The sequence below is a fragment of the Micromonospora siamensis genome (assembly GCF_900090305.1).
In the GTDB taxonomy this organism is placed as follows: Bacteria; Actinomycetota; Actinomycetes; order Mycobacteriales; family Micromonosporaceae; genus Micromonospora; species Micromonospora siamensis.
On record NZ_LT607751.1, the window covers coordinates 712,802 to 735,364 of the forward strand.

Annotated in this window: 25 protein-coding genes, 1 tRNA gene and 1 riboswitch; of the genes, 12 read left to right on the forward strand and 14 right to left on the reverse strand. The window is 72.3% G+C overall.

What is annotated here, in order from left to right; all coding sequences use genetic code 11:
• The first annotated feature begins 109 nt into the window (after positions 1-109).
• A complete protein-coding gene (locus tag GA0074704_RS03280) occupies positions 110-1,108 on the forward strand; it encodes a C40 family peptidase (RefSeq protein ID WP_088969119.1) in 999 nt (332 codons plus the stop codon).
• 58 nt (positions 1,109-1,166) lie between these two features.
• On the opposite strand, the gene GA0074704_RS03285 is transcribed toward GA0074704_RS03280, so the two are convergent.
• Positions 1,167-3,203 (reverse strand): N-acetylmuramoyl-L-alanine amidase, encoded by a 2,037-nt coding sequence (locus GA0074704_RS03285; protein ID WP_088969120.1) that lies wholly within the window; start codon positions 3,201-3,203, stop codon positions 1,167-1,169.
• Positions 3,204-3,423: 220 nt separating this feature from the next.
• Positions 3,424-3,561, forward strand: a riboswitch (cyclic di-AMP (ydaO/yuaA leader).
• Between the two features lie 10 nt (positions 3,562-3,571).
• On the opposite strand from GA0074704_RS03285, the gene GA0074704_RS03290 reads away from it, so the two are divergent.
• On the forward strand, positions 3,572-4,606 hold the full coding sequence (locus GA0074704_RS03290) for a C40 family peptidase (protein ID WP_088969121.1): 1,035 nt from the start codon (positions 3,572-3,574) through the stop codon (positions 4,604-4,606).
• A gap of 30 nt (positions 4,607-4,636) precedes the next feature.
• On the opposite strand, the gene dcd is transcribed toward GA0074704_RS03290, so the two are convergent.
• Positions 4,637-5,215, reverse strand: coding sequence for a dCTP deaminase (dcd, locus tag GA0074704_RS03295; RefSeq protein WP_088969122.1), 579 nt, complete (start codon positions 5,213-5,215; stop codon positions 4,637-4,639).
• Between the two features lie 94 nt (positions 5,216-5,309).
• Here dcd and GA0074704_RS03300 point away from each other — a divergent pair, with 94 nt between their 5' ends.
• Positions 5,310-5,861, forward strand: coding sequence for a pyridoxamine 5'-phosphate oxidase family protein (locus GA0074704_RS03300; protein ID WP_088969123.1), 552 nt, complete (start codon positions 5,310-5,312; stop codon positions 5,859-5,861).
• A gap of 117 nt (positions 5,862-5,978) precedes the next feature.
• Here the strand turns inward: GA0074704_RS03300 and GA0074704_RS03305 are convergent, their stop codons facing one another.
• Complete coding sequence (locus GA0074704_RS03305) at positions 5,979-6,965, reverse strand: zinc metalloprotease (protein WP_088969124.1); 987 nt, start codon at positions 6,963-6,965, stop codon at positions 5,979-5,981.
• A gap of 214 nt (positions 6,966-7,179) precedes the next feature.
• Between GA0074704_RS03305 and GA0074704_RS03310 the strand changes: the two genes are divergently transcribed.
• Together GA0074704_RS03310 and GA0074704_RS03315 are read left to right on the forward strand one after the other, a co-directional pair.
• Positions 7,180-7,253, forward strand: a tRNA-Gly gene (locus GA0074704_RS03310).
• A gap of 152 nt (positions 7,254-7,405) precedes the next feature.
• On the forward strand, positions 7,406-8,080 hold the full coding sequence (locus GA0074704_RS03315; RefSeq protein ID WP_088969125.1) for a GNAT family N-acetyltransferase: 675 nt from the start codon (positions 7,406-7,408) through the stop codon (positions 8,078-8,080).
• Between the two features lie 518 nt (positions 8,081-8,598).
• On the opposite strand, the gene GA0074704_RS03320 is transcribed toward GA0074704_RS03315, so the two are convergent.
• The 5 genes from GA0074704_RS03320 to GA0074704_RS03340 all read right to left on the reverse strand — a co-directional run bounded on the left by GA0074704_RS03320 (position 8,599) and on the right by GA0074704_RS03340 (position 11,478).
• The gene (locus GA0074704_RS03320; protein WP_088969126.1) at positions 8,599-9,228 is read right to left on the reverse strand and encodes a tyrosine-protein phosphatase; all 630 of its coding nucleotides are present in this window, start codon (positions 9,226-9,228) and stop codon (positions 8,599-8,601) included.
• Positions 9,229-9,286: 58 nt separating this feature from the next.
• A complete protein-coding gene (locus GA0074704_RS03325) occupies positions 9,287-9,685 on the reverse strand; it encodes a VOC family protein (RefSeq protein ID WP_088969127.1) in 399 nt (132 codons plus the stop codon).
• A complete protein-coding gene (locus GA0074704_RS03330; protein ID WP_088969128.1) occupies positions 9,682-10,128 on the reverse strand; it encodes a hypothetical protein in 447 nt (148 codons plus the stop codon). Before GA0074704_RS03330 ends, GA0074704_RS03325 begins: the two co-directional genes overlap by 4 nt.
• A gap of 110 nt (positions 10,129-10,238) precedes the next feature.
• Positions 10,239-10,955: an aminoglycoside phosphotransferase family protein gene (locus GA0074704_RS03335; RefSeq protein ID WP_088969129.1), complete on the reverse strand. Its 717-nt coding sequence runs from the start codon at positions 10,953-10,955 to the stop codon at positions 10,239-10,241.
• Positions 10,956-11,190: 235 nt separating this feature from the next.
• Complete coding sequence (locus tag GA0074704_RS03340; protein WP_088969130.1) at positions 11,191-11,478, reverse strand: DUF1905 domain-containing protein; 288 nt, start codon at positions 11,476-11,478, stop codon at positions 11,191-11,193.
• Between the two features lie 25 nt (positions 11,479-11,503).
• Here GA0074704_RS03340 and GA0074704_RS03345 point away from each other — a divergent pair, with 25 nt between their 5' ends.
• Positions 11,504-12,427, forward strand: a complete 924-nt coding sequence (locus tag GA0074704_RS03345) for an LLM class flavin-dependent oxidoreductase (RefSeq protein WP_088969131.1) — start codon at positions 11,504-11,506, stop codon at positions 12,425-12,427.
• 2 nt (positions 12,428-12,429) lie between these two features.
• On the opposite strand, the gene GA0074704_RS03350 is transcribed toward GA0074704_RS03345, so the two are convergent.
• Positions 12,430-12,861 carry a VOC family protein gene (locus tag GA0074704_RS03350; protein WP_231926750.1) on the reverse strand — a complete coding sequence of 144 codons (432 nt, stop codon included), beginning with the start codon at positions 12,859-12,861 and terminating at the stop codon, positions 12,430-12,432.
• A 115-nt stretch (positions 12,862-12,976) separates the two neighbouring features.
• Between GA0074704_RS03350 and GA0074704_RS03355 the strand changes: the two genes are divergently transcribed.
• Positions 12,977-13,864: a LysR family transcriptional regulator gene (locus GA0074704_RS03355; protein ID WP_088969132.1), complete on the forward strand. Its 888-nt coding sequence runs from the start codon at positions 12,977-12,979 to the stop codon at positions 13,862-13,864.
• 4 nt (positions 13,865-13,868) lie between these two features.
• Here GA0074704_RS03355 and GA0074704_RS03360 read toward each other — a convergent pair whose 3' ends face one another.
• The 3 genes from GA0074704_RS03360 to GA0074704_RS03370 are packed head-to-tail and all read right to left on the reverse strand — an operon-like array spanning position 13,869 to position 16,036.
• Positions 13,869-14,300 (reverse strand): ASCH domain-containing protein, encoded by a 432-nt coding sequence (locus tag GA0074704_RS03360; protein WP_088969133.1) that lies wholly within the window; start codon positions 14,298-14,300, stop codon positions 13,869-13,871.
• A 28-nt stretch (positions 14,301-14,328) separates the two neighbouring features.
• Entirely contained in the window at positions 14,329-15,450 is a 1,122-nt protein-coding gene (locus tag GA0074704_RS03365) for a questin oxidase family protein (RefSeq protein WP_088973419.1), read from the reverse strand.
• A 34-nt stretch (positions 15,451-15,484) separates the two neighbouring features.
• Positions 15,485-16,036: a phosphoribosyltransferase family protein gene (locus GA0074704_RS03370; RefSeq protein WP_088969134.1), complete on the reverse strand. Its 552-nt coding sequence runs from the start codon at positions 16,034-16,036 to the stop codon at positions 15,485-15,487.
• A 184-nt stretch (positions 16,037-16,220) separates the two neighbouring features.
• Between GA0074704_RS03370 and GA0074704_RS03375 the strand changes: the two genes are divergently transcribed.
• From GA0074704_RS03375 to GA0074704_RS03390, 4 genes are all read left to right on the forward strand, one after another.
• A complete protein-coding gene (locus GA0074704_RS03375) occupies positions 16,221-16,898 on the forward strand; it encodes a septal ring lytic transglycosylase RlpA family protein (protein WP_088969135.1) in 678 nt (225 codons plus the stop codon).
• An 81-nt stretch (positions 16,899-16,979) separates the two neighbouring features.
• Positions 16,980-18,107, forward strand: coding sequence for a PP2C family protein-serine/threonine phosphatase (locus GA0074704_RS03380; protein WP_088969136.1), 1,128 nt, complete (start codon positions 16,980-16,982; stop codon positions 18,105-18,107).
• A gap of 140 nt (positions 18,108-18,247) precedes the next feature.
• A complete protein-coding gene (locus GA0074704_RS03385) occupies positions 18,248-20,104 on the forward strand; it encodes an acyl-CoA dehydrogenase (RefSeq protein WP_088969137.1) in 1,857 nt (618 codons plus the stop codon).
• A gap of 405 nt (positions 20,105-20,509) precedes the next feature.
• Positions 20,510-20,779: a DUF6458 family protein gene (locus GA0074704_RS03390; RefSeq protein WP_088969138.1), complete on the forward strand. Its 270-nt coding sequence runs from the start codon at positions 20,510-20,512 to the stop codon at positions 20,777-20,779.
• 67 nt (positions 20,780-20,846) lie between these two features.
• Here the strand turns inward: GA0074704_RS03390 and GA0074704_RS03395 are convergent, their stop codons facing one another.
• Positions 20,847-21,383 carry a SixA phosphatase family protein gene (locus GA0074704_RS03395; protein ID WP_088969139.1) on the reverse strand — a complete coding sequence of 179 codons (537 nt, stop codon included), beginning with the start codon at positions 21,381-21,383 and terminating at the stop codon, positions 20,847-20,849.
• Between the two features lie 115 nt (positions 21,384-21,498).
• Here GA0074704_RS03395 and GA0074704_RS03400 point away from each other — a divergent pair, with 115 nt between their 5' ends.
• The gene (locus tag GA0074704_RS03400) at positions 21,499-21,786 is read left to right on the forward strand and encodes a DUF6458 family protein (RefSeq protein ID WP_088969140.1); all 288 of its coding nucleotides are present in this window, start codon (positions 21,499-21,501) and stop codon (positions 21,784-21,786) included.
• A gap of 97 nt (positions 21,787-21,883) precedes the next feature.
• On the opposite strand, the gene trhA is transcribed toward GA0074704_RS03400, so the two are convergent.
• Positions 21,884-22,561, reverse strand: coding sequence for a PAQR family membrane homeostasis protein TrhA (gene trhA, locus GA0074704_RS03405; RefSeq protein WP_088969141.1), 678 nt, complete (start codon positions 22,559-22,561; stop codon positions 21,884-21,886).
• Positions 22,562-22,563: the final 2 nt, after the last annotated feature.

Consider the following 22,563-nt stretch of genomic DNA (forward strand, 5'->3'; position numbering starts at 1 on the left):
AGCCTTCCCTAATGTGGGGCACCGACCGCTGTGGTCGTCGGCCTCGGACCTTCCCCTCACGAGGCGCCCGGCGGAAGCTCGCAAAAAGGAGTCGGTGCCGGTGGCTACCATGCCCCCACATCGTCACGCGCCCGTCCGGTTCGCCGGCCACGGGCGCTCGCGACGGGTCGTCCACCGTCTGATCGCCGTCCTGGCGGCAGTGTTCGTCGGCGCGGGAATGCTCACCGCCCCCGCGCACGCCGCCCCCTCGGTGGACGAGATCGAGGCCGCGATCGACAAGCAGTGGGAGCAGCTCGAACCGACCATCGAGCAGTACAACGATGTCCGGTCCAAGCTGCGGGTGAACCGCAAGAAGTCCAAGGAGCTGGAGAAGAAGATCCAGCCCTTGGCCCTGGAGAGCGAACTGGCCATGGGCCGGATCGGCGAGCTGGCCTCCCAGCACTACATGACCGGTCCCACGGTCGAGGCCGGCGCGCTGCTGGCCGACATCAAGCCGGGTGACCTGGCCGAGCAGCTCACCATCCTGGATCGGCTCGCCGCGCACGAGCGCAAGCAGATCGCCGGCGTCCTCGCCGTCCGGGACAAGTACTCCGCCGAGAAGAAGAAGCTCGACCAGCTGATCGCCGACCAGGTCGAGAAGGAGGCCCTGCTGGCCGCCAAGAAGAAGCAGATCGACGCCGAGATCAAGCGGCTCAAGGCGTCGATGCCGAAGACCGTGGTCAGCGTCGCCGGCTGCCCGACCATCGAGGGCGTGGTCGCCCAGGCGGCCCGGACCGCCATCGAGACCGCCTGCAAGCAGGTCGGCGACCCGTACGTCTGGGGCGCCACCGGGCCGAACTCCTTCGACTGCTCGGGCCTGACCCAGTACGCCTACAAGAAAGCCGGGATCTACCTGACCCACTTCACCGGCGCGCAGTGGAACGAGGGCCGGTCGGTGTCCCGCTCCGAGGCGCGCCCCGGCGACCTGGTCTTCTTCTTCAGTGACCTGCACCACGTCGGGCTCTATCTGGGCAACGGCATCATGGTGCACGCCCCCAGAACCGGTAAGCCGGTGCAGGTCAGCAGCATCAACAACATGCCGGTGGCCGGCTTCCGCCGGGTCACCTGACAGGTTCCGGAACAACACGAAGGGCCCCGACATTCGTCGGGGCCCTTCGTCGTCGGCCCTACTCCGGTCCGCCGACCGAGGCCGGCAGGATGAGCACGTCGTCGAGGTTGGCGTACATCACCCGGTGGCCGAACTGGAGCTGCACGTACCGGTTGTCGCCACGGACCACCGTCCGGTCACCAGGCGCCGAACCGTCGAACGACACGGCCCGGTAGTACTCACCCGGCAGGATGCCGCCGAGGGCGTACCGCTGGCCGGCGGGGAAGGTGTACTGGAGCGGCGAGATGCTCTGGTAGGGGATCTCGGCGGGGTAGGCGGCCCGCTCCGGGTAGGCCCGCCCGTACACCGGGATGGTGGTCTTTCCGGGCTTCGGGGTCACCACGAAGCCGTGCGTCCACTTTGCGGTGGGCGCCGAGGCCGGGTTGTGGAACCACGCCTTCTGGCCGAGGTACCAGATGGCCGTCCAGTCGCCCTCGATGCCGGCCAGGGCGTACGTCTGACCGGCCGAGACGCGGGCGCCGTGGTCGGAGACGTACATGGTGTCGGGTGTCCCGTCCGGGCGCAGCCCCGGGTCGTTGACCAGCGGCGCGGCGAGGCTCGGCGCGGTACGCAGGATCACCGAGGACGACCCGCGCAGCGGGCAGGGTGCGGCCGGCGGGGTCGGCTTCGGCACACCGGGCGGCTGCTGGTTGCAACCGGTGAAGGCCGGCTGGTTGGTGGCGAAGTCCGGGTCGATGGTGACGAGGCCGGTGTGCGGGGTGCCGGTCGAGCGGAACGGCGCCTTCATCAGGTCGAAGTAGTGCGACCAGTCCCAGTACGGCCCCGGGTCCCAGTGCATGCCGCGTACCGTGCCGGCGGTGGTGCCGGGGACGTTGTCGTGGCCGATGATGTGCTGGCGGTCCAGCGGGATCTGGAAACGCAGCGCCAGGTGCCGGACCAGCTTGGCCGACGTCCGGTACATCGCCTCGGTGTACCAGGTGCCGTGCCCGGCGAAGCCCTCGTGCTCGATGCCGATGGACTTGGCGTTGACGTACCAGTTGCCGGCGTGCCAGCCGACGTCCTTGGCCTTGATGTGCTGGGCGACGTAGCCGTCGACCGAGCGCAGCGTGTAGTGCCAGCCGAGGTAGGTCACCGTCTGGACCAGCTTCACGCTCGGGCCGAAGTAGCCCTCGGTGTCGTGGATGACGATGTACTCGATCTTCTGCTGGGACGGCCGGTTGCCGATGTCGTGGTTGCCGTAGTCGCCCGCGGCCGGCCCGTACTGCCCGTAGGGCGCGGGGACCCACTCGCAGGCCAGCCGGACCGGGCACTCCAGACCGTCCGGCCGCTCGGCGCGGCGCAGCCCCAGCCGGTGCAGCCCCGACTCGTCCGGCGTGACGGCGGTGGCGGCGAGGTCGACCCGCTGACCGTCGTCGGTGGTCCGGGCCGCACCGAGGCCGATCTGGTCGTACACCTCGTCGGCGAAGGCCGCCGCGGCGTCCTCGGTGTCCGCGCCGGAGTACCGGGCCACCGCGGCGTACCAGGCCGCGGGGTCGCCGCCGGCGCCGACCGGCCCGCCCAGCTCCTTCTGGTACGACGCGAGCAGCGCCGCGCCACCGCGGATGTTGGCGCTCGCGTCGGTGCGCAGGACCTCCACGGGGAGGCCGGTGAGCGCGGCGGCGGCGTCGACGGTCTGCAGGGACGCCCGGGGCAGCGCGTCGCCGGCGGGTGCGGCGGCGACGGCCGGGTCCAGGGTGAGCGGGCGGGAGTCGTCGCCGCGCGGGTCCTCGTCGGTGTCCACGTGGGCGCTGGACGGGGTCGACGCGACCTGCTCGGCGTCGGTGAGGTGCATCGGGCCGTAGCCGCCGCTGGTGCTCGGTTGCCCGGCGTGGGTGTCCCACCGGGACTCCAGGTAGGAGACGCCGAGCAGGACGGTCTCCGGGACGCCGTACTCGGCCGCTGCCGCGGCGTACTGCTGCTGCCGGTCGCCGGGTTCGGCGGCCGCGTCGGTGCGGGGTGCGGCGGTGGTGGGGCCGCCGGCCACGAGGACGCTGGCCGCGGCGGCGGTGGCCGCCAGCAGCAGCCGTCTCCGTGTCGGGCCGGATGAGAGGTGCATCGAACCTCCTGATCGCCGATGGTTGCCTGCTCCCTCACCCTCGCCGCTGCATGGGTTCCGGTCAATACCTTGCAGGAATATGGGTGTCTACGAAAAAAAGCTTCGGCAGTTGGCGGCCGGGTTGCCGCATCTGGCGGCGGGGCGGGTTGCGGACGGACAACGACGATCCCTAATCTGATGAGTCGTCGACCGGTGCGCATCGCCCAACCCGGGCGGTGGCGGTCCGACACCGCCGAGTCGCCCGCGGGCGAGCCGGGGACCCAGGTACGCCGGGGTGAATCCGCAGCCACTGCGGTAGGGCGACCCCTTCCCGCCCGAACCCGTCAGCTAACCCGGTAGGCGGTCGACGTGAAGGAGTACGTCTCCCGGTGGCACACCATGCCCCGCGGCCGCCGTCGGCCCGGCCGGTCCCCGGCCATCCGGCGGCTGCGCCGCGCCCACGCTGGTCCCGCTTCACCACCGCACTCGCCGCCCTGGCCGGCGTCGCCGTCGTCCTGACCGGTGGCGCCACGGTGGCCCACGCCGAGCCGTCGGTCACCGAGATCGAGCAGCAGATCGACCGGGACTGGAACCGGCTCGAACCGATCATCGAACAGCACAACGCGACCCGGGCGGACCTGGCCGTCAAGCGCCGCCAGGCCGACGCCCTCGCCCGGCGGATCGAACCGCTCCAGCTCCAGGTCGACCTGGCGATGAACCAGGTCAGCGGCCTCGCCGCCGAGGCGTACAAGGGCGACAACCTCTCCGCCGTCAACGCGCTGCTGGCCAGCCGTACCCCCAGCGAGGTGGTCGACGGCCTGGAACTGCTCGACCGGTTCGCCGACCGCCAGCAGCGCCAGGTGCGTACGGTCGCCCAGCTCCGCGACGAACTGGCCGCGCAGAAACAGCCACTGGACCGGATGGTCGCCCAGCTCACCCGCACCGAGGCGCAGCTCGCCGCGAAGAAGCGGCAGATCAACGCCGAGATCGACCGGCTACAGAAGCTGCGGCTCACCACGTACGGCAACGGCGGCGGCGGGCCGCTGCGCCCCGCCCCCTGCCCCGCGACCTGGCCCGGCGGCGACGCCGGAGCCGTGGTCAAGTTCGCCTGCGCCCAGATCGGCAAGCCGTACGTCTGGGGCGCCGAGGGGCCGAACGCGTTCGACTGCTCCGGCCTGGTGCTCGCCGCCTGGGCGAAGGCCGGGGTGAGCCTGCCGCACAACGCCCGCCAGCAGCGCCAGGTGACGGCCAGGGTCAGCCGTGCCGACCTGCGCCCCGGCGACCTGGTCTTCTACTACCCCGACCTGCACCACGTCGGCATGTACGTCGGCAACGGCTGGGTGGTGCACGCCTCCCAGGCCGGCGTCCCGATCAAGATGAAGCGCGTCGACGACGGCCCGGTCAACAGCTACGGCCGCCCCTGAGGGGCACGCGGGAGCGCCTGGCCGGCCGGATCAACGGGTCGGCCAGGTGCGCCACTGCTGCCAGGAGCGGCTCGGCGTCGGGCCGCGCTGCCCCTGGTAGCGGGAGCCGTAGACCGCCGAGCCGTACGGGTGCTCGGCCGGCGACGAGAGCCGGAAGATGCAGAGCTGGCCGATCTTCATGCCCGGCCAGAGCGTGATCGGCAGGTTCGCCACGTTGGACAGCTCCAGCGTGACGTGGCCGGAGAAGCCCGGGTCGATGAAGCCGGCGGTCGAGTGGGTGAGCAGGCCGAGCCGGCCCAGGCTCGACTTGCCCTCCAGCCGGGCGGCCAACTGGTCGCCGAGGGTGACGACCTCCAGCGTGGAGGCGAGCACGAACTCGCCCGGGTGCAGCACGAACGGCTCGCCGTCCGGCACCTCCACCGCCGAGGTCAGGTCGTCCTGCTGTGCCGACGGGTCGATGTGGGTGTAGAGGTGGTTGTTGAAGACCCGGAAGAGCCGGTCCAGGCGTACGTCGATGCTGGACGGCTGCACCAGCGTGGGCTCGAACGGCTCCAACGCGAGCGAGCCCGCCTTGATCTCGGAGACCAGGTCGCGGTCGGAGAGCAGCATCGCACCACCATAGCGATGCGACACGGGCACGATCGGGGTGGGTGACCTGCGTGTCGGACTGCGAATTAGAACGCATGTTCGATAGACTGTCGGCATGGCTTCCTGGTCCGCTTTCGCCGCCGACGAGCCCCGACTCGCCGACGGGATCCGCCTTCTCCTCCAGCAGTACGGTCCCGGTTTCGGCTACCTGGCCACCGTCCGCGCCGACGGCGGTCCCCGCGTCCACCCGGTCTCGCCGGTGATCACCGACGAGGGGCTGTTCTGCTTCGTCATCGACTCGCCCAAGCGGCGTGACCTCGAACGTGACGGCCGCTACGCGCTGCACTCGTTCCCCGCCGAGGAGAGCGACGACGAGGCGTACGTGGCCGGCCACGCCCGGCCGGTCACCGACCCCGCTCGGCTCGCCCGGGTGGCCCGGGCCGGGCGGGCCGCACCCCAGGTCGACTGGCGGCTCTTCGAGTTCACCGTCGACGTCGCCATGCTCACCCGACGGGCCCAGGGCACGTCCGCGCTCGGGGCCCCGCTCCGCCCGGCGGTGCAGCTCTGGCTCGACCCGGGCGCCCACGCCGGCGCACACCGGCGGGTGCCCGGCACGGACGCCCTTCGCGGCCGGCACGGCTTCGACACCCGCCGCCCGGCCGCCTGACCCGCGCGCGGTCCGACCGCTGGCGACGCGCTCGGCAAGGCGAGCCGCCGGCTTCGCGTGCGAAGGAAAGGCGCCGGCCCCCGATGGGAGCCGGCGCCTTTTCCGTGGCGCGTCGCGTCAGGCCGCGCGGTAGGCGTTCCACGCGGTGATCATGCGGGACGCCTGGCCCGGGGTGAACTGGTACATGCAGCTGTCGTAGGTGTAGTCCATGAAGTTGGTGATCGGGTCCAGGCCCGCGGTGGAGCAGGTGTCCCGCCCGGTCGGGCACTGGTAGGCCGGTGACGCCTCGGCCGGGGTGTCGCTGACGCTGTCGCCCGAGCCGGAGCAACCACCCTGGAAGGTGTGGTAGAGGTTCAGCCAGTGGCCGATCTCGTGGGTGCCGGTGTCGCCCTGGTTGTAGTTGGTGGCGGAGCCACCCGGCAGCGACTCGTTCAGCACGACCACGCCGTCCATGCTGCTGAGCTTGCGCTGCGGGAAGGTGGCCCAGCCGAGCAGGTTGTCGCTCAGCTCGCCGAGGTACATGTTCAGGGTGTTCTTGCCGCCCTCGCGCAGGGTGCTCTTCATGTTCCGCTCGGCGGTCGAGCCCTGCACGATCGGGTACCACGACGGGTTGGTGACCCGGTTGATCTTCTGAAGCTGGAAGCTGAACGCGGTGGCCGCGCCGCCCGTGGCGCCGCTGTACGCCTGGTTCAGCACGCTGATCTGCGAGGTGATCAGCGAGTCCGGGATGTTGCCGCCGGCCCGGGTGGAGTCCCGCTGGATCACGTGCACCACGACCGGGATCGTGACGGAGGCGAGCGGGGCGGTGGCACCGGGGCCGGTACGGAAGTTGGCGCGGTCGCGCAGGGCGGCGGCCAGGTCGGCCTCGCGGTCGCGGACCTGCGCGGCGGTCAGGCTGTTGGGGTCGTGCTTGGCCGTGCCGCCCTTCTTCACCCGCGCGTCCGAGTGCGAGTCGGCGGGCTCGGCACAGGCCTTGCTCGGGGCGGCCGAGAAGGCCGAAGCAGCGGGAACGACGCCCACCGCGGCGGTGCTGAGCAGCAGCGCGAGGGTCGTCGTCGCGACACCGGCGGTACGCCGGGTCAGCAGATTGGGACGGAGTCCCATGGGCCCACCTCTTTCTCGCGGCGCGACAGGGGGTATGTCACGCCGTGCCGGGAACGTGTGGCAGACGTTACATCCGATCGACGGATTTGAGAACGCCCATATGTTGCCGGGAGGAAACTTCTTGTCCACCGAGCGGCGACGATCGCTCACGGCGGGCCCGGGCGGGGGACCTGGGTGCACGCGGTCGGTGACCTCAGGTACAGTGGTGCCGCCTGCGGGTGTAGTTCAATGGCAGAACATCAGCTTCCCAAGCTGACAGTGCGGGTTCGATTCCCGTCACCCGCTCCACCATCGAGGCCCTGGTCAGGACGCAAGTCCCGACCAGGGCCTTCGACGTTGCGAAGGCCATCAGCACCGAGCGGGCCCTCCACGGGCCACTGGCCACGCTTGCGCCCACACTTCGGCCGACGGCGGACGGCAGGACAGGGAATGATGCTCGGATGACGTTGGCCGAGATCTGGCCCGTGCGCCGTATGCGGGTGACGACGTCCGTGCTTGAGCTGGCTGTGCCGGGTGAGGACGAGCTTGCCGCACTGGCGATCCATGCGGCAGCCGGCATCTACGATCCGCAGAACCGCTTCCTGGCGCGTTCGCCCGTAGCGGGATGGGAGTCGGGACCGTCTCCCCAGGCCGAATGGTCGTTCCTGCGGTACTACTGGGCGTCCCTGGCGGACTGGCGGCCGAGCAGGTGGAACCTGGTGATGGCGGTGAAGGTCGATGGCGTGTGCGTCGGGGTGCAGGAGATCGGCGCGCAGGACTTCGGGATCACCAGGACCGTCTCGACGGGGTCTTGGATCGCGCGGCGGTTCCAGGGGCGTGGTTACGGCAAGGAGATGCGGTGCGCCGTCCTGCATCTCGCGTTCGCCGGGCTGGGAGCGGATCGCGCCGAGTCCGCCGCCTGGTCCACCAACGCGGCGTCGCTGGGAGTCTCGTGGTCGCTTGGCTATCAGTCGAACGGCACCACGATCCGGACTTTCGACGGTGGCCGCCAGGAGCAGATCAACCTGGTGCTCGACCGCGAACGGTGGGAGAGCCACCGTGACGACATCGCGATCCACGGACTCAGCGACGAGGTGCTTGAGCTGATGGACGTCAAGCGGGCCGCATCCCGGTGATGGCCGCTGCCCGCGTGCCCCTCCGTCCGCCCGGGCATCGAGGCGAACTCCGCCGCGAGCGTGATACCTCAGAGAATTTTGATGACTCTCAGGTATCACGCTCAATCGCGGCTTCGGTGCCGCCGGTTGACTCAGCGTGACCGGCGAGGAGGTGGCGTGTAGGCGAGGTGTTCCGCTTTCGGGGACCGCGACGCCGACCTGATTCCGGTATGGCCCGCTGTCAGGTCATGGGGAACTGCCTACCGGGAGGGGGTCGGGCCGATGCCGACCGAGGTCGTGTTCTTCTCGCATCAGTGACCGTACTGACGGTGCTGACGGGTCCGCTCGGCGCCCGGTGGTTGGCGGTGGTACTCCAGCGCGACCGAGGCTCCGCGGGAGTACGCGCTGCTGTGGCTGCCCGCGGTGATGACGGGCGCGGTGAGGGATCTGGGTGGCCAGGGCGGCCATGCCGAGACGCCGCTCTGGGTTCGGATGGCCCAGGATGCCGGCCTGCTGTCGATGCTGTTGGTGATACTGACTCACCGGACCGCGACCTCGGTGAGCCGGTCACGGATGGCCGCCAGGTTACCCGGCGTCAACCCGCACCCCACGAGGTATTCGGTCACCCCGCCGTACCGGCTGGTCAGGTGGGCGAAGGTGTTGACGATCATGTCCGGTGGCGAGCCCTCGGTGAGCGCGTAGTCGGCCTCGATCGACTCCACCGCCACGCCCGCCGCGTGCAACGCGAGCGCCACCACCATCCCGGTACGGTCCCGACCCGCGTGGCAGTGCAGCACCACCCCGCCCGGCGGCGCCTCCGCGATCGCGGTCAGCGCGGCGGCCAGCCGGTCCCGACTCGCGTCCGCCATCAGCCGGTAGCTGTCCGGCGGGATCTCCTCGTCGCCGGTCGGGTCGAAGCAGGCCGGGACGAGCCGGTAGCGCTCGTCGCCGGCCAACGGGCTCGGGTACTTCGCCGCCTCCCACTCCCACCGTAGGTCGATGACGCGGGCGACCCCGTAGGCGCGGACGGCGTCGAGGCCGGCGGCATCGAGCCGGCCGTGGTTGTCGGTGCGGATCAGCGCTCGCTCCCGGATCCATCCACCGTCGGTGGTCGGGATCCCGCCGAGGTCGCGGGCGTTGCGCAGGTCGGGCCAACGGAGCCGGGGCACCGGCCGAGGCTATCCCGGGACACCCCGATGGCGTGGCCCCAGGTCGGCGGGCAGCGGTTCAGGTGAACAGGCAGAACGGGTGACCGGCCGGGTCCAGGTGCACGCGTACGTCCGTCTGGGGTTGGAAGTGCGCCACGGTGGCGCCGGCGGCCACCGCGTGGGCCGAGGCCGCGTCGAGGTCGTCGACCTCGATGTCCAGGTGGGCCATCATCGGCGGCTGCCCGGGTCCGGCCGGCCAGACCGGGCGTACGTATGCCGGCTCGGTCTGGAAGGCCAGGCCGGCGCCGCCGTCCGGGGCCCGCAGCGTCACCCAGTCCGGCTCGTCGTCCTCCCGCGACCAGCCGAGCAGGCGTTCGTAGAACGCCGCGAGTGCGCGGGCGTCGGGCGCGTCCAGCACGGTGGCGGCCAGGGCGAGCCGCGGCCGGTCGGACCTGCCGCTGCCCGGGCCCGCGGTCACCGGGCCTCCCGCACGCCGGCGACGTCCCGCCGATCCGGGCGGCGGAGAAGGTACGCGCGGACGTCGGCGCGGAGGAGGTTGACCACCACCCAGGCCCCGATGCCGGCGAGGATCAGCACCGGTACGCCGAGGAAGAACCCGAAGTTGACGGCCGCGTACAGCAGGAATGCCACGGCCAGCTCCCCGAGCAGCGCCAGCACCCAACCGACGCGCCGGCCCCGTCGGACGCCCCACGCCGCCAGCGCCAGCACGGCCGGCGTCACCATGGTGGCGAGCAGGAGAACGAGGAAGTCGTCGCCGGACGTCCCCTCCAGTGCTCCGCGGGCGTACAGCGCCTGCACGAGCAGCAGCAGGCCGAGAAGACCGACCAGCAGCAGCCAGGTCTGGGTCAGCAGGAACACGCGGGTCTGCTCGACGATCGGGGGCAGCGCGGGCCGGGTCACGACAGGCGACTCTAGTGGGGCATGGGCCGCCGGACCGCCCCGCTCCGGCGCGGCCGGTCGGGTCGAACGGCCCGCCGAGGCATCCGGGCCGCACCGCCCCCCCCGTTGCCTCAGCGCAGGGCCGCGCGGAACACGTGCTCGTGCCCCAGGAACAGGTCCCGATCGCCGGTCGCCCACGCGACCGCCCACTCGGCGTGCCGCCGCCGTGCGGCGCTGTGCCGGGGGTCGGCCGCGTTCGCGGCCTCGACCTCGGCCAGCTCCGTCTGCCGGCGCAGCACCGCCGCGACCAGCGTGTCGGCCCCGACGTCGCCGTAGCCGTCGCGCAGCTCCCGCAGGTGGCGGGCCTGGTCGTCGATCGGCACGTGCCCCTGCGACTGGACGCACCAGGTCCACGCCAGGTAGCCGAGGTCGTCGAGCCGGTCACCCGGCCGGCAGGAGTCCCAGTCGATGAAGGCGACCGGCAGGCCGGCCCGGAAGATGGTGTTGAACGGTCCCGGATCACCGTGCAGCACGCATTCCCGGCCCGCGGCGAGGGCATGGCCCGCGGTGGCGTCGTGCAGGTCGCGCAGCATCCGGCCACCGAGGGCGTACGCCCCGGCGGTCCGCTGACTCGGGTGGTCGGTGGTCTCCCCGGGGACGTACGTCAGCACGTCCCGGCCCTGCTCGTCGACGCCCAGGTGGCGCGGAGCGTACGGGTAGCCGACCTCGGCCAGGTGCCGGAGGACCCGGACGGCGAACGCGTTGCCGTCGCCCCGGCGGTGCACCGTGTCGCCGATCCGGACGACCTCGTGGGCGTTGTGCCCACCCGACAGCGGCTCCTCGGTCATCCGGACAAGATATGTCGGACCCATCGACCATGATGCCCCCATAGCGGTCCTTCGTGGAGACGCTGCGGCACCTGGTCTTCGCCGCCGACACCTGGGTGGGCCGGATGATTCTCGGCGAGGCGGTGCCGCACCACCGGTTCGCCCTGCCGCCTGCGGGTGCTGATGGAGGAGTACTGCGCGCACCGCCGCTACGCGGAACGCGACCTCACGATTCTCGAACCGTCGGCGTGACCGGTCAGACGTCGACGGTCAGGCGGACGGCGATGGTGTCGCCGACGTCGAGCCCCTCGGTGCGGCGCACGTCCGCCCGCAGCGGCACCAGATAGCGCCCGTCCTTGGGGAACAGCGCCGTCGGCCAGGTCGACCCACCGGTCGCGACGGTCACGGGGATCATGCCCCAGCCGTAGCTGACCTGGGCGGACACCTCCGCCAGCCGCTCACAGGCGTCCGGTGGGACGGTGACGAAGTGGTGCGGTGAAGGGCCTCGCCAGAACCAGATCTCGCCGCTGAACTCCAGCTCCATCGCCCCAGGATAGGAGCGCGGCGGGATGCCGGGCGAGGTGCCGGGCGGTGGTCGTACCCTGGCGATCATGCGGATTGGCATCGTGATCCTCCCGGACCAGCGCTGGTCGCGGTCGCGGCTGCGGTGGCGGCAGGCCGACGAGTGGGGTTTCGACCACGCCTGGACGTACGACCACCTGGGCTGGCGGGACCTGGTCGACGGGCCCTGGTTCGACTCGATGGCGACGCTGACCGCCGCGGCGACGGTCACCTCGCGGATCCGGCTGGGCACCCTGGTCGCCTCGCCCAACTTCCGGCATCCGGCGGCGTTCGCCCGGCAGGTCACCGCCCTGGACGACGTCTCCGACGGGCGGGTGCTGCTCGGGCTGGGCGCGGGCGGCATCGGCTTCGACTCGGCGGTGCTCGGCGGCGAGACGCTGCCGCCGCGGCAGCGGGTGGACCGGTTCGCCGAGTTCACCGAGCTGCTCGACCTGATCCTGCGCAAGGACGGCACGACCTGGCGGGGCGAGTGGTTCACCGCCGTGGACGCCCGCAACAACCCGGGTTGCGTGCAGCAGCCCCGGGTGCCGTTCGTGCTCGCCGCGAACGGCCCCCGGTCGATGCGGCTGGTCGCCCGGTTCGGTCAGGCGTGGGTCACCACCGGCACCGGTGAGGAGGACCTGGAGGCGTGGTGGGACGGGGTGGCCACGCTCTGCGCCCGGATGGACCGGACGCTCGCCGAGGCGGGCCGGGACCCGGCCACCCTGGACCGCCACCTGTCGTTGGACGCGGCGCCGGTCTTCTCGCTGCGCAGCGCCGACTTCTTCGCCGAGCAGGTGGCCCGGGCCGCGGCCCTCGGCTTCACCGACGTGATCACCCACTGGCCCCGGGAGAGCAGCTGGTACGCCGGTGACGAGGCGGTCCTGGTGGACGTGGCCACCCGGCTGCTGCCGGAGCTGCGCCGAGGCTGATCTCAGCTGTCCTGCGGATACCAGCGCAGCTCGACGGTGTTGCCGTCCGGGTCGCGTACGTAGACGGAGGTGGCGGTGCCGCGCGCACCGAAGCGTGGCACCGGCCCCTCCAGCACCTCGAACGCGCCCGTGGCGATCACCTGCGCCCAGTCCACCGGCCGCACCACCAGGCAGATGTGGTCCACGTTGGAGCCGCCCGGCACGCCGGGGATCAGGTCGATGATCGTTTCCGCGTTGACCCGCGCCGACGGGAAGGGGACCTCGCCGGCCCGCCAGCGGTCGACGCGTACCGGCTCCAGGCCGAGGGTGCCGCAGTAGAAGTCGAGAGCGCGCTCCACGTCGGCGACGGTGAGCACCAGGTGGTCGAAGCCGGTCACCCGCACGCGGCTCATCGGCTCGTTCGGGCTGGTCGCGCGGTCGGTCAGGTCGGTCATGGGAGCTCCCGTCGCCGGAGGATCTGACGCCTTCCACGATCGTCGGGACGACGACCGGAACCAAGCCCCGATCGGACTACGATCGGTGAACCAGATTCAACGACGGGGGTCGGTCTTGCTGGAGCGGCACGAGGTCGAGACGTTCCTGACCCTGGCCGACGAGCTGCACTTCGGCCGGACGGCCGAGCGGTTGCGGGTCACCACCGGCCGGATCAGTCACGTGGTGAAGAAGCTGGAGCGGCGGATCGGGGCGCCGCTGTTCGAGCGCACCAGCCGGATGGTCCGGCTGACCCCGATCGGGTCGCGCCTCGCCGACGACCTGCGCCCGCTGGTCGCCGGGATGGAGGACGCCGTCCGGCGGGCGGTGGAGTCCGGCCGGGGCGTCACCGGTGAGCTGCGGGTGGCGTTCCTGGGCGAGTGGACCGCCCCGGTGCTGCTGCGCGCGGTCACCCTCTTCACCGAGCGGCACCCGGAGTGCGCGGTGCACGTGCTCGAGGCGCAGTTGGCGAACACCCGCTCCGGCCTGCTGGACGGCTCGATCGACGTGCTGCTCGCGTCGTACCCGTTCGACGGCATGGCGTGCGGCCCGGCGCTGCTGGCCGAGGCCCGGGTCCTCGCGGTGGCCGCGGGTCATCCGCTGGCCCGGGAGGCTTCCGTGTCGCTGGAGGTGCTGGCCGACCATCCGGTGATCCAGTACCCGGCGGTCACCTCGGACGGTTTCAAGCGGGACCGCACGCCCGACCGGACGCCCGCCGGGCGGCCGGTGCCGAAGGGGCCGGCGGGTGGCACCTTCTCGGAGCTGCTGTCCCTGGTGGCACTGGGCAGGGGGGTGCTGCCGGTGGGCGAGCACACCCGGCGGTACTACCCGCGCCCGGACGTGGCCTACGTGCCGATCCGCGACGCGCCGCCGATCCTGCGCGGCCCCGTGTGGCGGGAGACGAACACCACCAACCGGGTACGCGAGTTCGTCCGGGCCGCCGTCGACGCGAACCCGTCGGCCTGACCCCTCAGGTGCTGAGGTCGCCGGTGCTGATCCCACCGTCCCCGGCGGACTCCAGCCGGAACCGGATGCAGACCACGTCGGTGTCGTCGGTGACCGGGGTGCCCTCGCGCTGCCAGTAGGCGGCGTGCCCGGCCCGCCACTCCTCCAGCGACCGGTCACCCTCCCCTTCGGAGCGGGCGAAGTCCCAGCTGACGTCGGCGAAGCGGACCACCTCGACGCCGGTCACCTCGACCACCCCGACGAACTGGTCGTCGTCGTCCACCAGGACCAGGCGTTCGCCGACGTGCTCCAACTCCTCGCGCTCCTGCGCGTACTCGGTGAGCAGGCCGGCGGTGGCGGTCTTCACCCCGGCGAGCACCAGGCCGTTGAGCCGGGCGCGGAGGTCACCGGGGGTGCCGAGGGCGAGCGTGCGCAGTCCACCGATCCGAGGCCACATCCTGCGGACTGTACCCAGCCGCCCGCGGTCAGATCAGCTGACCGGCGTATCCGGCGGCGGCCAGCACCCGCGCGTCACCGGTGGCGGCGTGCGCGTCGAGGACCGCGTCGGCGAGCTTCACCACGTGCTCGTCGCCGTGCCGGGCCGCCCGGGCGAAGACCTCCGCGGGCTCGGCCGGCCCGACGGCGGGTTCGGCGACGGGCCGGGGTGGGGCGTACACGGCGGTGACGGCGGCGGTGGCGGACCAGGCGGCGGCGAGGCTCGGCACCCACAGCGCCGGGTCGAGGGCGGGCAGGGTGCGCAGCACCGCGGTGGGCGCGGTGACCGCGTGCACCAGCATCACCGGGTTCTCGTGGCCGAACCGGAGGTAGTCCAGCGCCGCCCGGTGCGTCAGCGCGACCAGGCCCCGCTCCGCGTCGGCCGGGGTCCGCGCCGGGTGCGGCGCCGCGAGCGCCGCCGACCATCCGGGTACGTCCGGCAGCCGGCCGAGCCGGTCGAGGATGCCACCGGTCCGGTCCGGCAGCCGGGGCAGGCTCCCCAGCGCGTCGATCAGGTCGGTACGTTCCGGACGCTCCGCCGCCCCCTCCCCGGCGGAGTGCCGGCCGGTGGGACGGTCCGCCTCTTCGTCGACGGGGTGCCCGCCGGTGGGCCGGTTTGCCCGGCCGAGGTCGAGCCCGTCCGCGCCGGGCACCGGCTGCCAGCGGGCGGCCCAGTAGCCGAGCGCCTGGCCGAGCTCGGTGAGCCGCTGCGGCTGGTCGCCGCCGTCGCGCAGCGCCCGGACGGCGTGGCCGACCCGGATCACGCCGTGGGTGGCGCCGGCGGCGATCCCGGGCAGCAGCCGGGGCCACCAGGTGCCGAGCACCTCCCGCCAGGGGCGGTCGCGCAGCTCCCGGTCGAAGTGGGCGAGCCAGTCGCCGGCCCGCTTCGGGTCACCCAGCGCCGCCCGCCAGTCGTCGATCGGCCGCAACCCGCGGGGCAGCTCGTCGAGCCGTCGCAGGTACGCGTCGAGCCAGCGGTGCACCCGGCCGGCCTCCCCGTTGCGGACCAGCGCCTCGACGGCCATCGGTCCGTGGTTGGAGAGCCAGCCCTCGAACTCCGGGCCGGTGCGGTGCAGTCGTCGGTACGCCTCGTCGAGTATCCCCGTGTCCATGGTGCCGATCGTCAAACATGAAGCTCGGTGGAGGTCAAGCCGCGAGTCGGTCGGCGTCGAGCAGGGCGCGTACCCGCAGCTCGTCGGCGACCTCGGCCGGGCAGTCGCGGACCACCGCGGCGGTGCCGAGCACCGTCGCGCCCCGGGTGGCGCAGATCGCGTACACGGCCCGGAGCTGGGCGCCGGTGGTGACCCAGTCGTCCACGACGAGCACCCGGTCACCGGGGCCGAGGTGCTGCTCCCGGATCCCGAGGTCGACCCGGCGGCCCCGGAAGTCGGGGGGACTCTGCGCCCAGCTCACCGCCCCGGCCGGCACCCGCCCGTCGCCCGCCTTGTACGCGGGCGCGAACCCCACGCCGAGCGCGGTCGCGGCGAGCGGGCCGAGGATCAGCCCGGTCACCGCGGGGGCGACGACCACGGTCGGCGCGGCGACCCGGAACGGTTCCACCAGGGCCGGACCGAGGCCGGCCAGCACCTCCGGGTCGCGCCACCAGCCGGAGACGTCGCTGACCAGGTGGCTGCTGGACGGGCCGGGATCGATCCAGCGGAACAGCGCGACGAGGTGTTCGCTCAGGTCAGCGGGCATGTGACCATCCTGCGCCAGGTGCCGGCGGGGCCGGGGCGGGGCCGTTCGGTCCACCGAGGCTCGGATGATCGGCTACACGTATCACTGCAATTCGGGCCATACCACCATGATCACGTTGACTTCGGAAGTGCTTCTCTCGTTACGGTCCGACCCGATTTGTTCGATCGATGGAAGGACCACGCCGGTGGCAGGCAGGCACACCCGTACCCGCTTCTTCTCCTCGCCGGCCGGCATCGCCGCGACCGCGGCCGTCGGTGTGGCCATCGCCGTCGGCGGCACCGTCGGCGCCGTGCAGCTCACCGCCGGCGAGGCCGCGCCGCCGGTCGTGGTCGACACCGTGGTCCCCAGCACCGTCCCGCCGAGCAGCTCGCCCAGCGCGACCAGCTCGCCCAGCCCGACCGCCTCGGCCTCGCCCTCGCCGACGCGGACGGTGACCGCCAGCCCCAAGGCGACCCGGTCGGCGCAGGCGGCGTCCCGGGGCAGGGAGCGCACCGCCGCCCCGAAGCCCACCGCCACCCGGACGGCCAGCCCGAAGCCGACCGCCACCAAGCGGACCGCCGCCCCCACCAGCACGGTGGTCGACAGCGGCACCTGCGGCGCGTCCTTCTACGACGAGGGGCAGATGACGGCGAACGGCGAGACGTTCGACCCGAGCGCCCTCACCGCCGCGCACAAGACGCTGCCGTTCAACACCAAGGTCCGGGTGACCAACCCGGCGAACGGCAAGTCGGTCGTGGTGCGGATCAACGACCGTGGCCCGTACATCGACGGCCGCTGCATCGACCTGTCCCGGGCCGCGTTCGAGGCGATCGCCTCGGTCGACCTGGGCGAGCTGACCGTGCGCTACGAGGTGCTCGGCTGACCGGTTCCCCTGCCGGCCCCGTCGTCCAGAACATGACTGGACGACGGGGCAGGTTCATTCCCGGGTTCGGTTCCATCAGGCATGCTGTCCGGTGTACCCATGCATCCCCTGCGCTCGGGCCGTAGCCCGCTGACCCCCGGATCCCGCGCCGGACTCGGCGCGGCCCTCGCGCTGCTCGCGATCGTCTCGGCAGTCGAGCTGGCCGACGGCCGGCCGGTGCACTACGTCGCCCTGATGGTGGCCACCCCGTTCCTCGCCGCCGCGCTCGCCTCCTGGCGGGTGGTGCTCGGGGTGGGCGCCCTGGCCACCCTCACCGGGGCGGGCTTCGCCCTCGCCGAGCGCGAGATGTCCCTGGTCACCGCGGTGAACGTGGCCGGCATCGCGCTGGCCACCGCCATCGCAGGCGCCGTGGCGGCGGTACGCCAGCGGCAGGCCGAGCAGATCGCCGAGCTCTCCAAGCTGGCCGCGGTGGCCCAGCAGGCCGTGCTCCGCCCACTCGGGCCACAGGTGGGCTCGCTGGCCGTCGCCGGCCGGTACATCTCCTCCACCGCCACCGCGGAGATCGGCGGTGACCTGTACGAGGCGATGGACACCCCGTACGGCGTCCGCATGATCATCGGTGACGTACGCGGCAAGGGCCTCGACGCGGTCCGGCTGGCCAGCATCGTCCTCGGCTCCTACCGGCACGTCGCGTACGAGCGGGCGGACCTCCGGGCGGTGGTGACCGACCTGGACCGGGCGGTGGCCCGCAACGTGGGCGACGAGGACTTCGTCACCGCCGCGCTGGTCGAGGAGCGGGGCGGCACCCTGACCATCGTCAACTGCGGCCACCCGCCGCCACTGCTGCTGCGCCGGGGCGCGGTCATCCCGCTGGAGCCGCCGGCCCCGGCGCCCCCGCTGGGCTTCATGCCGGTGGTCCGCCCCCGGGTCGAGCGGCTGGAGCCGGGCGACCGGCTGCTGCTCTTCACCGACGGCCTCGGCGAGGCCCGCCGGGACGGCGAGTTCTTCCCCACCGCCGACCGGGCCTGGCGGCTGCTCGGCCACGGCACGGTGGCCGACGGGCTGGCCTCGCTGGAGACCGCCCTGGTGGAGTGGGTGCACGGCCGGCTCGACGACGACATCGCCCTGGTGCTGATGGAGTACACCGGCTCCCGCGGCGGGGTCACGGCGGCCGTGCCGAGCTGGGAGGTCGGCGCCGCCGAGGCGTGACCGGGTGTCGGCTGTCGGATGAACGGCAGGTGTGTAATCGCGCTCACTTCACCGATCTGCTTGTCGGTACCTACCCGCGAGTAATACAGTCTGGAGTTACTGATCGGTAACACACCTGTCCGGAAGCGGGGCCAGCGAGCATGACCCACTACAAGAGCAACCTTCGGGACCTCGAGTTCAACCTGTTCGAGGTCTTCGGGGCGGACCGGACGTTCGGCCAGGCGCCGTACACGGACCTGGACGTCGACACCGCCCGCAGCTTCCTCTCCGAGGTCGACCGCCTGGCCCGCGAGGACCTGGCCGCCAGCTACACGGACAGCGACCGCAACCCGCCGGTCTTCGACCCGGCGACGCACACCGCGCCGCTGCCGGAGTCGTTCAAGAAGTCGTTCCAGGCGTTCATGGACTCCGAGTTCTGGCGGCTGGACATCCCCGAGGCGCTCGGCGGGACCAACGCCCCGCGCGCCCTCTGGTGGTCGCTCGCCGAGATGGTGCTCGGCGCCAACGCCCCCGTCTGGATGTACGCCTCCGGCCCCTCCTTCGCCCATGTGCTGCACGTCGAGGGCACCGAGGAGCAGAAGAAGTGGGCCCGGCTCTTCATCGACAAGCAGTGGGGCTCGACCATGGTCCTCACCGAGCCGGACGCCGGCTCGGACGTGGGCGCCGGTCGCACCCGCGCCGTCCAGCAGCCCGACGGCTCCTGGCACATCGAGGGCGTGAAGCGCTTCATCACCTCCGGTGAGCACGACCTGAGCGACAACATCGTCCACTACGTGCTGGCCCGCCCGGTCGGCGTCGAGGGCGTCGGCGGCCCCGGCACCAAGGGCCTCTCCCTCTTCGTGGTGCCGAAGTTCCACTTCGACGGCGAGACCGGTGAGCTGGGCGAGCGCAACGGCGTCTACGCCACCAACGTCGAGCACAAGATGGGCCTGAAGGTCTCCAACACCTGCGAGGTGACCTTCGGCGAGCACGGCGTACCGGCCAAGGGCTGGCTGCTGGGCGAGAAGCACGACGGCATCCGGCAGATGTTCATGATCATCGAGTACGCCCGGATGATGGTCGGCACCAAGGCCATCGCCACCCTCTCCACCGGCTACCTGAATGCCCTGGAGTACGCCAAGAACCGGGTGCAGGGCGCCGACCTGGTCCAGCAGGCCGACAAGACCGCGCCGCGGGTGACCATCACCCACCACCCGGACGTCCGCCGCTCGCTGCTGCTCCAGAAGTCGTACGCCGAGGGCCTGCGCGCGCTGGTCTGCTACACCGCCTCCTGGCAGGACAAGATCGCCATCGCCGAGGCGGCCGGTGACGAGAAGGCCGTCAAGCTGGCCAAGCGGGTCAACGACCTGCTGCTGCCGCTGGTCAAGGGCGTCGGCTCCGAGCGGGCGTACGAGCTGCTCGGCCACGAGTCGCTGCAGACCTTCGGCGGTTCCGGCTTCCTCCAGGACTACCCGCTCGAGCAGTACGTGCGGGACGCCAAGATCGACACCCTGTACGAGGGCACCACCGCGATCCAGAGCCTCGACCTGATCTTCCGGAAGATCGTCCGGGACAACGGCAAGGCCCTGATGGCGGTCGCGGGTGAGATCCAGGAGCACATCACCTCCGAGGCGGGCAACGGCCAGCTCAAGGAGGAGCGGCAGGCGCTCGGCAAGGCGCTCGCCGAGATCCAGAACATGCTCGGCGTGATGACCGGCTGGCTGGGCGAGGCGCAGTCCGGCGACACCCGCTCCCTCTACAAGGTGGGCCTGAGCAGCCGCCGGTTCCTGCTGGCCATCGGCGACCTGGTCGTCGGCTGGCTGCTCCAGAAGCAGGCCGACGTGGCCCTGCGCGCCCTGGCCGGCGACGTCTCCGCCGCCGACAAGGCGTTCTACACCGGCAAGGTGGCCGCCGCCCGGTTCTTCGCCCGCGAGGTGCTGCCCCGCATCGGCGCCGACCGGCGGATCATCGAGGGCGCCGACCTGGAGATCATGGACCTCCCCGAAGAGGCCTTCTGATCCCTTCCGGGGTGATCGCCCCGGTCTGACCCCAAGCGGCCGGCGAGCTCATGCTCGCCGGCCGCTGTCGTCCCACACCACCCCCCGATCTCGCGGCAGTTCCCCCCCCCCCCCGGGGCTCCGGCAGGCCGCCAGGCCCATGGCGCCCGCCGCCAGCGTGTCGGGACCGGCCACCAAGATCGCGCTGTATCCAGGATGTAGTGGCCTGCTCGCGGCTACGAGGCCACTACATCCAGGATCGAGCGCGATCATGGCGGTGTCGTCGCGATCGGGAGGGTGGTGGGCAGGGGTGGGCGGGCGAAATGCGGGGGCCGGTCGGGTAGGTGGGGCGCAGGGCGGGTAACCGTCGCGGACCACGGCACACGAGCACGCCCAAGGGCCACCGCACGGGGGAGTGCAGCGCACATGGGCATTGGCAGCGCCATCTTTCTCATCGCGCTCGGCGCGATCATGACCTTCGCCATCCGGGCCAACGTCTGGTGGATCGACCTGCGCGCGGTCGGCTGGGTCTTCATCCTGGCCGGGCTGGCCGTCCTGCTCACCACGCTCTGGTTCTGGCAGGACCGGCGCAAGCGGGCGCGCACCCTGATCGTGGAGGAGAACCGGCTCTCCCACCCGACCGCGATGATGCCGCCGCCGCCGGACCCGCCGCCACCGACCGCACCGCCCTCCTGAGCCCGCCCGGTGCCGCGCGGGTCGGGAAGCGGCCCCTGCCGTACCGGATGCGTCGACCGGGTGTGCCTCAGCCGCGCGCCGTGTGGCGGGCGGTGATGGGAGCGCCGCCGGGGGACAGGTCGGGCCAGGGCGAGGTCGGGCGGTGCACCACCAGGTCGGTGGTGCGCAGGCCGTCCGGGTCGGCGCGTTCCGGGTCGAGTCCGGCGGAGAGCAGCGAGATGCCCGGGTTGTGGGCGACCAGCAGCACCGTGCCGGCGGCCGGGTCGACCGAGCGGAGCAGGGCCAACAGGTCCTCCGGCCGCGCCTCGTACGCGTCGGCCTCGTAGCGGACCGTCGGGGTCTGGCCCGCCGGCCCTCCTTCGGGGGGTGAGCCGGTCATCCCGAGGGCCACGTCGTGCCAGGTCTGGCGGGTGCGCCGGGCCGGTGAGCAGAGCACCACGTCGGGCAGGAGGCCGTGCCGGGCCAGCCAGGCTCCGGCGGCGGCCGCGTCGGCGTGTCCGCGCGCGGAGAGCTTGCGGTCGGCGTCGGGGCCCGCTCCGGGCTGCTCGGCCTTGGCGTGCCGGAGCAGCACCAGCGTCCGGTTCGCGGCATGGGCGTCCGTCATGCGCACAGCTTGCCTGATTGGCGGTCCGAGCGCCTGGGTATGTCGATGCGTGCCGCTACCTCATCGATGGCCGCGGCGGGACAGTACGCCAGCGCAACGCCAAGGAGGCGACGTCATGGGCATCGGTGCCAGCATCTTCCTGATCGCGCTGGGCGCGATCTTCGCATTCGCCGTCGACGCCAACCTGGGGTGGCTCGACCTGAACGTCGTCGGCTGGGTGCTGATGCTCGCCGGCCTGGCGGGGCTGCTCACCACCCTCTACTTCTGGAACACCCGCCGCCGTACGGTGGTCGCCGCCCCGGTGCGGGAGCGGGCCGTCGCCGAGCCGGTCGTGCCGGTGCAGGACGGTCGGGTGGTGCGCGAGGAGTACCGCGAGGTGCGTCGCCCGGGCCACACGGTCTGAGTCGCACTCTCGCCCACGGACGTGGGGGGCTCCGCAACGGCGCGGGGCCCCCTGCCCGTGTCCGGAACCGGCTGCCCGGTGCGGCGGGCCGCCGGGGTCAGGCGAAGAGCGCGAAGTAGATCGCGATGTGGTGGCAGATCGCGGCGAGCAGGGTGCAGGCGTGGAAGAACTCGTGGTGGCCGAAGACGGTGGGCCACGGGTTCGGTCGGCGCAGCGCGTAGAAGACCGCGCCGACGCTGTAGATCGCGCCGCCGACGGCGAGCAGCACCAGCGCGGTGACCCCGCCCTCGTGCAGGATCTGCGGCAGCATCACCACCGCGACCCAGCCGAGCGCGAGGTACATCGGCGCGGAGACCCAGCGCGGCGCGTGCGGCCAGATCAGCTTCACCGCCACGCCGGCCAGCGCCCCACCCCAGACCAGGGCCAGCATGATCGTGGCCATCCGCTGGTCGAGCAGCAGCACGCAGAACGGCGTGTACGTGCCGGCGATGAACACGAAGATCATCGAGTGGTCCATCCGGCGCATGACCTGGTAGCCGCGCTCGGACCAGACCCGCCGGTGGTAGAGCGCGCTGGTGCCGAAGAGCCCGCACACGGTGACGCTGTAGATCAGGCAGCTGACCAGGGGTGCCCAGCCGGGTCGGGCCGCCGCGATCGAGCAGAGCACGATGCCGCAGACGAGCGCGACGAAGAACGCGTAGGTGTGCAGCCAGCCCCGCATCCGGGGCTTGCCGAGGTCGACCGGCTTGAGCCGGAGCGGTGCCGAAGTGGTCACAC

What these genes read in the sequence shown, in the direction of transcription:
- GA0074704_RS03280 (WP_088969119.1), top strand. Translation starts at nt 110, where the DNA reads ATGCCCCCACATCGTCACGCGCCCGTCCGGTTCGCCGGCCACGGGCGC.
- GA0074704_RS03285 (WP_088969120.1), bottom strand. Translation starts at nt 3,203, where the DNA reads ATGCACCTCTCATCCGGCCCGACACGGAGACGGCTGCTGCTGGCGGCC.
- dcd (WP_088969122.1), bottom strand. Translation starts at nt 5,215, where the DNA reads ATGCTGCTCTCCGACCGCGACCTGGTCTCCGAGATCAAGGCGGGCTCG.
- GA0074704_RS03300 (WP_088969123.1), top strand. Translation starts at nt 5,310, where the DNA reads ATGGCTTCCTGGTCCGCTTTCGCCGCCGACGAGCCCCGACTCGCCGAC.
- GA0074704_RS03305 (WP_088969124.1), bottom strand. Translation starts at nt 6,965, where the DNA reads ATGGGACTCCGTCCCAATCTGCTGACCCGGCGTACCGCCGGTGTCGCG.
- GA0074704_RS03315 (WP_088969125.1), top strand. Translation starts at nt 7,406, where the DNA reads ATGACGTTGGCCGAGATCTGGCCCGTGCGCCGTATGCGGGTGACGACG.
- GA0074704_RS03335 (WP_088969129.1), bottom strand. Translation starts at nt 10,955, where the DNA reads ATGACCGAGGAGCCGCTGTCGGGTGGGCACAACGCCCACGAGGTCGTC.
- GA0074704_RS03340 (WP_088969130.1), bottom strand. Translation starts at nt 11,478, where the DNA reads ATGGAGCTGGAGTTCAGCGGCGAGATCTGGTTCTGGCGAGGCCCTTCA.
- GA0074704_RS03345 (WP_088969131.1), top strand. Translation starts at nt 11,504, where the DNA reads ATGCCGGGCGAGGTGCCGGGCGGTGGTCGTACCCTGGCGATCATGCGG.
- GA0074704_RS03350 (WP_231926750.1), bottom strand. Translation starts at nt 12,861, where the DNA reads ATGACCGACCTGACCGACCGCGCGACCAGCCCGAACGAGCCGATGAGC.
- GA0074704_RS03360 (WP_088969133.1), bottom strand. Translation starts at nt 14,300, where the DNA reads ATGTGGCCTCGGATCGGTGGACTGCGCACGCTCGCCCTCGGCACCCCC.
- GA0074704_RS03365 (WP_088973419.1), bottom strand. Translation starts at nt 15,450, where the DNA reads ATGGACACGGGGATACTCGACGAGGCGTACCGACGACTGCACCGCACC.
- GA0074704_RS03370 (WP_088969134.1), bottom strand. Translation starts at nt 16,036, where the DNA reads ATGCCCGCTGACCTGAGCGAACACCTCGTCGCGCTGTTCCGCTGGATC.
- GA0074704_RS03380 (WP_088969136.1), top strand. Translation starts at nt 16,980, where the DNA reads ATGCTGTCCGGTGTACCCATGCATCCCCTGCGCTCGGGCCGTAGCCCG.
- GA0074704_RS03385 (WP_088969137.1), top strand. Translation starts at nt 18,248, where the DNA reads ATGACCCACTACAAGAGCAACCTTCGGGACCTCGAGTTCAACCTGTTC.
- GA0074704_RS03390 (WP_088969138.1), top strand. Translation starts at nt 20,510, where the DNA reads ATGGGCATTGGCAGCGCCATCTTTCTCATCGCGCTCGGCGCGATCATG.
- GA0074704_RS03395 (WP_088969139.1), bottom strand. Translation starts at nt 21,383, where the DNA reads ATGACGGACGCCCATGCCGCGAACCGGACGCTGGTGCTGCTCCGGCAC.
- GA0074704_RS03400 (WP_088969140.1), top strand. Translation starts at nt 21,499, where the DNA reads ATGGGCATCGGTGCCAGCATCTTCCTGATCGCGCTGGGCGCGATCTTC.